The following is a 6,674-nucleotide window of genomic DNA, read 5'->3' on the forward strand; positions in this document are numbered from 1 at the left end:
GCGGGTCGATGTCGGCGTGGTAGCCGCGGATGTAACCGGCCTCCTCCAGCGTGCGCACCCGGCGCAGGCAGGGCGGGGCCGAGATGCCGACGCGCTTGGCCAGCTCGACATTGGTCATGCGGCCGTCGGCCTGCAGTTCGGCCAGGATGTGGCGGTCGATCGGGTCCAGTTTCGAACCGGCCATGGCAGTCTCCTTGTTGAGCGGGGAGATTAGGGTCTCCCCCCGTTCTGCGCAACATTCTTTCGCGGTTGCGCAAGAATTCTTCGGACAGTTACGAAAACCGGGCGGCCTGCGCAACAGGGGCTTTGGGGCTTCCGGCCCCCGCGCGCAGCGCCTATATGAGGGCCCGACAAACGGAATGGGGCAAGGGACAGATCATGGCCGAAACACGTCACACCCGGGTATTGATCATCGGCTCCGGGCCTGCGGGCTACACCGCCGCGGTCTATGCCGCCCGCGCCATGCTGAACCCGATCCTGGTGCAGGGCATCCAGCCCGGCGGCCAGCTGACCATCACCACCGAGGTGGAGAACTGGCCGGGCGACACGCATGTGCAGGGCCCCGACCTGATGGTGCGGATGGAAGAGCATGCCAAGGCGATGGGGGCCGAGGTGATCTCGGATTACATCTCCTCGCTCGACCTCTCGGTGCGGCCCTTCGTGGCCATGGCCGACAGCGGCACGATGTTCACCGCCGACGCGGTGATCCTCGCCACCGGGGCGCAGGCGCGCTGGCTCGGCCTGCCCTCGGAAGAGAAGTTCAAGGGCTTCGGCGTCTCGGCCTGCGCCACCTGCGACGGCTTCTTCTACCGCGGCAAGGAGGTCGTGGTGATCGGCGGCGGCAACACCGCGGTCGAGGAGGCGCTGTTCCTCACCAATTTCGCCACCAAGGTGACGCTGATCCACCGCCGCGATTCGCTGCGCGCCGAGAAGATCATGCAGGACCGGCTGTTCCGCCACCCCAAGATCGAGGTGCTGTGGAACCACGGCGTCGACGAGGTGGTGGGCGACGAGACCCCGCTCGGCGTCACCGCGGTGCGGGCCCGGCATGTCGAGACCGGGGCGATCACCGAGGTGCCCTGCGCCGGCTTCTTCGTGGCGATCGGCCATGCCCCGGCCTCGGAACTGGTGAAGGACCAGCTGGAGCTGCACAACGGCGGCTATGTGAAGGTGCAGCCCGGCACCACCCAGACCTCGGTGCCCGGCGTCTTCGCGGCGGGCGACCTGACCGACCATGTCTACCGCCAGGCCATCACCTCGGCCGGTATGGGCTGCATGGCGGCGCTGGACGCCGAGCGCTTCCTGGCCGGCATCGCCTGACGCCGAGGGGCGCACCCGCGCCCCTCCCGCAGCCGCCCGCGTCAGCGGGCGCGCATCATCCGCAGCAGCCGGTGGTCCTTCAGCACGAACTGGTGGAACAGCGCCGCCGCGGCATGCAGCCCTGCGAGGATCATCAGCCCGTCCACCGCCAGCACATGCAGATCGGCGGCATCCTCGATCCCGGCATACCAGGCCGCGGCGCCCAGCAGCGGCACGGCGAACATCAGCCCGTAGAGCAGCGCATGGATCGCCCCCGCGCCCTTCTCCAGCAGCGCCGGCCCCGAGGACGCGGCAGGCCCACCGCCAAGGATCGCCCGCAGCGCCAGCCGCAGCGAGGCCATCGCCAGCACCGCCAACCCGACCCAGACATGCAGCTGATAGCCGAGACCGCTGGCCAGCTGCCCCTCCTCGTAGACGGCGTCGAAGGCCTCTTCCATCGTCTCGCCGAACAGGTAGTTGAACAGGACGAGCGCCGCCACGGCCCAGTGCAGCCCGATCTGCAGCCCGCTGTATCCCGGTTTTCGCGTCATAGCCTTGCCTTTCCCGACAGGAGACCGGGCCCGAAGGGCCCCGGGCGGCCCGATGACCGCAGCCCCTGCCATGGGCGGCCAAGCTGACAGCAGCCTGACCCGCGCGCGGCCCCGCCGGCAAAACCCGCGGCAGGGCCTGCGACCGCCTGACGCAGCCTCAGCGGGCGCGCATCATCCGCAGCAGGAGCCGGTCCTTCAGCACATATTGATGCACCAGCGCCGAGACCGCATGCAGCCCGGCCAGCAGCATGATCGCATTGGCCGCGACCACATGCGGGGCCGCCGCCCAGCCAAGCCCGCCGCCCCAGGTCATCATGCCCAGCAGCGGGACCAGCACCGTCAGCCCGTAGAGCAGCCCCTGCACCCCCGCCGCGATCCGGTCGGCGCGGGTCCCGCCCTGCGCCGGCGCGCCCGAAACGAAGCGCACTCCCAGCCGCACGAGGGTCAGCAGCAGCACCAGCAGGCCGACCGCGACATGCAGGTAATGCCCGACGCCCTCCGGCAGCTGGCCCTCGCGCAGCGCGTCATAGGCGCGTTCCATGGTTCCGGCGAAGAGATAGTTGAACAGCACCAGCGCCGCGATGGCCCAGTGCAAGCGGATCTGAAGCCTGGTGTACCCCGGTTCCTCAGCCATGCGAGACCTCCTGACCTTTGACCGGCCCGGAAGGGGCCGGTCGGAGACCACAGGCTGCCACAAGCCGTAAACAAGAAAACGCGCCGCGTTGTCGCGGCGCGCTGCGGTCGGCGGCGAAGCGCCGCGAAAGGCAGGCTCAGGCCCGCCGGATCAGTGGACGTTCACCGGGGCGAGGTCGTTCTGCAGCGCCAGGGCGAAGGCGAGCCCGCGGTCGCGCACCAGCGCCAGGCGCTCGCCATCGGTGCTGTGCAGCGCATAGAGCGTCTCGAGCCCCTCGGCCATCTGCTGCACATCCTCGGGCAGGTCGATCACGGCCACCGGGCGCACATAGACCATGCGCGCGGCGTCGAGCGGCGGGAAATCATGCTTGGCGTTCATTCGGTCTGCTCCTTCCTTGCCACGTCCTTGGCCACCGGCCCATCATGCACAACGCGGCTGCGGCTGATCGGGATCCGTTGCACCACCGCCTCGGGCGCCGAACGGCGCAGGTCGATGTGCAACAATCCGTGTTCCATCGTGGCTCCGGCCACCTCCACCCTCTCCGCCAGCACGAAGCTGCGCTGGAAGGCGCGGGCGGCTATACCGCGATGCAGGAAGACGCGCTGCGTCTCCTCCTCCGCCTGGCGGCCGCGGATCACCAGCTGCCGGTCCTCGACGGTGATCGCCACGTCATCCTCGCGGAAGCCGGCGACGGCCAGGGTGATGCGATAGGCATTGTCGGCCACCGCCTCGATGTTGAAGGGAGGGTAGCCCTCGCCCGCGGTCTTGGCGGTGCGTTCGACCAGCCGTTCAAGCTGTTCAAATCCCAGAAGATAGGGGGAGCCCCCGAAGTTCAGCTTCGTCATGCGTCATGCCCTTTGCCAAGCGACATCCTGTGCGGACCCCGCAGTCGGGCATCCGTGAACCCAATATGGGAGGCGGCTTCGGCCCGCGCAAGAGCCGCGGCGGACGGGCAACGCCGCCGCGACAGCTTCGCCCGAACCGCAGATTTCTTCCCGCAGGGCGAGAATCCCGCTATATTTTCGCCACAGTGCACAGCACGACTCATCCAGCCCTGGCGAGAGACATGAACGCGTCCACCGAACTCAATTTCGAAGAGATGCTGCGGATCCGGCTGGAGGTTCTCCGCCGCGAGCACCGCGATCTGGACGACGCGATCCACGCGCTCGAAAGCGGCGGCCGCGCCGACCAGCTGGCCCTGCGCCGGCTGAAGAAGCAGAAACTGTCGCTGAAGGACCAGATCGTGAAGATGGAAGACGAGCTGATCCCCGACATCATCGCCTGACCAGGCTCCCGCCCCCCAAGATCTCCAGGAACCCTGGCCCTTTCACCTTGCCCAAATATCCTCGGGGGTGAGCCGCGCAGCGGCGAGGGGGCAGACAGCCCCCTCGAATTTTCGCAGAAAATTCGTACTTCAGGGGGTGAATTTTCTGCGAAAATTCAGGCCCGCCCCGATGCATCGCCGGCCTTGCCCCTGCCCCTGCCGCGGTTATAGTGCGCCGCTCTGGAACCGGGGGTGCGGGATGGCGGACGTCGGACTTATCATGGGCAGCCAGTCGGACTGGGCCACGATGAAGGAGGCCGCCAGCCTGCTCGACGAGCTGGGCGTGGCTTACGAGGCGCGGATCGTCTCGGCCCATCGCACGCCGGACCGGCTCTGGACCTATGGCAAGAGCGCCGTCGACCGCGGGCTGAAGGTGATCATCGCCGGCGCCGGCGGCGCAGCCCATCTGCCGGGGATGATGGCGTCGAAGACCCGGCTGCCGGTGATCGGCCGTGCCGGTGCAGACCAAGGCGCTCTCCGGGGTCGACAGCCTCTATTCCATCCTGCAGATGCCGAAGGGCTATCCGGTCGCCACCATGGCCATCGGCGCCGCGGGCGCCGCCAATGCCGGGCTGATGGCCGCGGGCATCCTGGCGCTCAACGATCCCGCGCTGGCCGCCCGGCTCGATGCCTGGCGCGAGGCGCTTTCCGCCTCCATTCCCGAGGAGCCCCGCGATGAGTGACCGTCTGCACCCCGGATCGACCATCGGCATCCTCGGCGGCGGCCAGCTCGGCCGGATGCTGTCGGTGGCCGCCGCTCGTCTGGGCTTCCGCACCCATATCTACGAGCCCGCCGCCAACCCGCCCGCCGGCGACGTGGCGCATCGGGTGACGACCGCGCCCTACAGCGACGAGGCCGCGCTCAGGGCCTTCGCCGACTCGGTCGATGTCATCACCTACGAGTTCGAGAACGTGCCCACCGCGGCGCTCGACCTTCTGGAGGCCGCGAAGCCGATCCGGCCGAACCGCCGGGCGCTGGCGGTCAGTCAGGACCGGCTGGAGGAGAAGGCCTTCCTCACCTCGCTGGGCCTCACCGTCGCCCCCTATCGCTCGGTCGACACGCTGGCCGATCTCGAGGCCGCGCTGCATGGCGTCGGCACGCCGGCGATCCTGAAGACGACGCGGCTCGGCTATGACGGCAAGGGACAGGCGCGGATCAGCGACGAGGCGCAGGCGCCCGAGGCCTTCGCCGCGATGAACGGCCAGCCCGCCGTGCTCGAGGGCTTCGTCAATTTCACCCACGAGGTCTCGGTGATCGCGGCGCGCGGGCTCGACGGCTCGGTCGCGGCCTATGATCCGGGCGAGAACGTGCATCTGGAGGGCATCCTCCACACCACCACCGTGCCCGCGCGGCTGAACGCCGGCCAGCGCACCGATGCGGTGCTGCTCGCGGCGCGCATCCTCAATGCGCTCGACTATGTCGGCGTGCTGGGAGTGGAGCTCTTCGTGACGCCGGACCTGCTGATCGTGAACGAGATCGCGCCGCGGGTGCACAATTCGGGCCATTGGACGCAGAACGGCTGCACCGTCGACCAGTTCGAGCAGCATATCCGCGCGATCGCCGGCTGGCCGCTGGGCGATGGCTCCCGTTTTGCCGATGTCGAGATGGAGAACCTGATCGGCCACGAGGTCGCGCGGGTTCCGGCGATCTCGGTCGAGAAGAACGCGGCGCTGCACCTCTATGGCAAGGGCGAGGCGCGGCCCGGCCGCAAGATGGGCCATGTGAACCGCATCCTGAAACCCGCCGACTGACGAGCCGCTTCCGTTTTCCCGTGATCCTTGGGATAAGCAAGCCGAGGGAGAACGCCATGATCCAGCCCATCGACCACACCGCCGGCATCCTGCGCGACCGGCTCGACGCGCTCATCGCGCGCGAGACCCGGCGCTTTGCCCAGTCGCGGCCCAGGACCAGGGCGGCGCTGGCCGAGGGCTCGGCCTACTTCCTCGGCGGCGTGCCGATGCATTGGATGAAGGACTGGCCGCAGCCCTTCCCGCTGCTGGTGGCCAAGGCCGAGGGCGCGCGGCTGACCGATGTCGACGGCTACGGCGTGGATGATTTCTGCCTCGGCGACACCGGCTCGATGTTCGGCCATTCCCCTGCCCCGGTGGCCAAGGCGATCCGGCATCAGGCGCGGCGCGGCCTGACCTACATGCTGCCGACCGAGGACGCGCTAGAGGCCGGGCGGCTTCTGACCGAACGCTTCGGCGTGTTCCGCTGGCAGATCGCCACCACCGCCACCGACGCCAACCGTTTCGCGCTGCGCGTCGCCCGCGCCGTGACCGGGCGGCCCAAGGTGCTGGTGTTCAACGGCTGCTATCACGGCACCGTGGACGAGACGATGGTGGAGCTGCTGCACGGCCGGACCGTCGCGCGCCCCGGTCTGGTGGGACAGGTCGCCGATCTGGGGCTGACGGCGGTGGCGGTGGAGTTCAACGACACCGCGGCGGTCGAGGCGGCGCTGGCCACCGGCGAGATCGCGGCGATCCTCACCGAGCCGGTGCTGACCAATTGCGCCATGGTGCTGCCCGAGACGGGCTTTCACGACGCGCTGCGCAGCCTCAGCCGCCAGCACGGCGCGCTCCTCATCCTCGACGAGACCCATACGATCTCCAGCGGGCTCGGCGGCTACACGAAGGTGCATTCGCTGTCGCCCGACATCTTTGTGGCGGGCAAATGCGTGGCGGGCGGGATGCCGACGGCGGTCTGGGGCCTGACGCCCGCGCTCGCCGACCGCTTCGCCGCCTATGACGAGACGCGGCCCGCCGGCCATTCCGGCATGGGCACCACGCTTTCGGCCAATCCGATGCAATTCGCCTGCCTGCGCGCCACGCTGGCCGAGGTGATGACCGCCGAGGCCTACGCCTA

The 6,674-nt window shown here is 69.0% G+C and carries 9 protein-coding genes and 1 pseudogene; 5 read left to right on the forward strand and 5 right to left on the reverse strand.

Annotated elements, in window-relative coordinates:
• Positions 1–184, reverse strand: a 184-nt coding sequence (locus C5F48_RS20765; protein ID WP_146170678.1) for an Lrp/AsnC family transcriptional regulator, incomplete at its 3' end; no start/stop codon positions are given.
• Between the two features lie 194 nt (positions 185–378).
• Here C5F48_RS20765 and trxB point away from each other — a divergent pair.
• Positions 379–1,320: a thioredoxin-disulfide reductase gene (gene trxB, locus C5F48_RS20770; RefSeq protein ID WP_107665686.1), complete on the forward strand. Its 942-nt coding sequence runs from the start codon at positions 379–381 to the stop codon at positions 1,318–1,320.
• Positions 1,321–1,361: 41 nt separating this feature from the next.
• On the opposite strand, the gene C5F48_RS20775 is transcribed toward trxB, so the two are convergent.
• The 4 genes from C5F48_RS20775 to C5F48_RS20790 form a co-directional block, all read right to left on the reverse strand.
• Complete coding sequence (locus C5F48_RS20775; RefSeq protein ID WP_107665687.1) at positions 1,362–1,850, reverse strand: cytochrome b; 489 nt, start codon at positions 1,848–1,850, stop codon at positions 1,362–1,364.
• A 157-nt stretch (positions 1,851–2,007) separates the two neighbouring features.
• On the reverse strand, positions 2,008–2,484 hold the full coding sequence (locus tag C5F48_RS20780; protein WP_107665688.1) for a cytochrome b: 477 nt from the start codon (positions 2,482–2,484) through the stop codon (positions 2,008–2,010).
• Positions 2,485–2,634: 150 nt separating this feature from the next.
• Entirely contained in the window at positions 2,635–2,862 is a 228-nt protein-coding gene (locus C5F48_RS20785) for a DUF1150 family protein (protein ID WP_107665689.1), read from the reverse strand.
• Complete coding sequence (locus tag C5F48_RS20790; protein WP_107665690.1) at positions 2,859–3,329, reverse strand: Hsp20 family protein; 471 nt, start codon at positions 3,327–3,329, stop codon at positions 2,859–2,861. The genes C5F48_RS20785 and C5F48_RS20790 overlap by 4 nt, the downstream gene beginning before the upstream one ends.
• 221 nt (positions 3,330–3,550) lie before the next feature.
• On the opposite strand from C5F48_RS20790, the gene C5F48_RS20795 reads away from it, so the two are divergent.
• From C5F48_RS20795 to C5F48_RS20810, 4 genes and pseudogenes are all read left to right on the forward strand, one after another.
• Positions 3,551–3,769: a YdcH family protein gene (locus C5F48_RS20795; RefSeq protein ID WP_107665691.1), complete on the forward strand. Its 219-nt coding sequence runs from the start codon at positions 3,551–3,553 to the stop codon at positions 3,767–3,769.
• 238 nt (positions 3,770–4,007) lie between these two features.
• A pseudogene (gene purE / locus C5F48_RS20800) lies at positions 4,008–4,491 on the forward strand (5-(carboxyamino)imidazole ribonucleotide mutase).
• On the forward strand, positions 4,484–5,560 hold the full coding sequence (locus C5F48_RS20805; RefSeq protein ID WP_107665692.1) for a 5-(carboxyamino)imidazole ribonucleotide synthase: 1,077 nt from the start codon (positions 4,484–4,486) through the stop codon (positions 5,558–5,560). The pseudogene purE and the gene C5F48_RS20805 overlap by 8 nt, the downstream one beginning before the upstream one ends.
• Positions 5,561–5,616: 56 nt before the next feature.
• The coding region (locus C5F48_RS20810) for a transaminase (protein ID WP_107665693.1) at positions 5,617–6,674 on the forward strand (1,058 nt) is incomplete at its 3' end.

The organism is Cereibacter changlensis JA139, from assembly GCF_003034985.1.
Classification (GTDB): Bacteria; Pseudomonadota; Alphaproteobacteria; order Rhodobacterales; family Rhodobacteraceae; genus Cereibacter; species Cereibacter changlensis.

Bases quoted from the DNA above. Each gene is read 5' to 3' on its own strand.
- trxB (WP_107665686.1), top strand. From the start codon at position 379: ATGGCCGAAACACGTCACACCCGGGTATTGATCATCGGCTCCGGGCCT.
- C5F48_RS20775 (WP_107665687.1), bottom strand. From the start codon at position 1,850: ATGACGCGAAAACCGGGATACAGCGGGCTGCAGATCGGGCTGCACTGG.
- C5F48_RS20780 (WP_107665688.1), bottom strand. From the start codon at position 2,484: ATGGCTGAGGAACCGGGGTACACCAGGCTTCAGATCCGCTTGCACTGG.
- C5F48_RS20785 (WP_107665689.1), bottom strand. From the start codon at position 2,862: ATGAACGCCAAGCATGATTTCCCGCCGCTCGACGCCGCGCGCATGGTC.
- C5F48_RS20790 (WP_107665690.1), bottom strand. From the start codon at position 3,329: ATGACGAAGCTGAACTTCGGGGGCTCCCCCTATCTTCTGGGATTTGAA.
- C5F48_RS20795 (WP_107665691.1), top strand. From the start codon at position 3,551: ATGAACGCGTCCACCGAACTCAATTTCGAAGAGATGCTGCGGATCCGG.
- C5F48_RS20805 (WP_107665692.1), top strand. From the start codon at position 4,484: ATGAGTGACCGTCTGCACCCCGGATCGACCATCGGCATCCTCGGCGGC.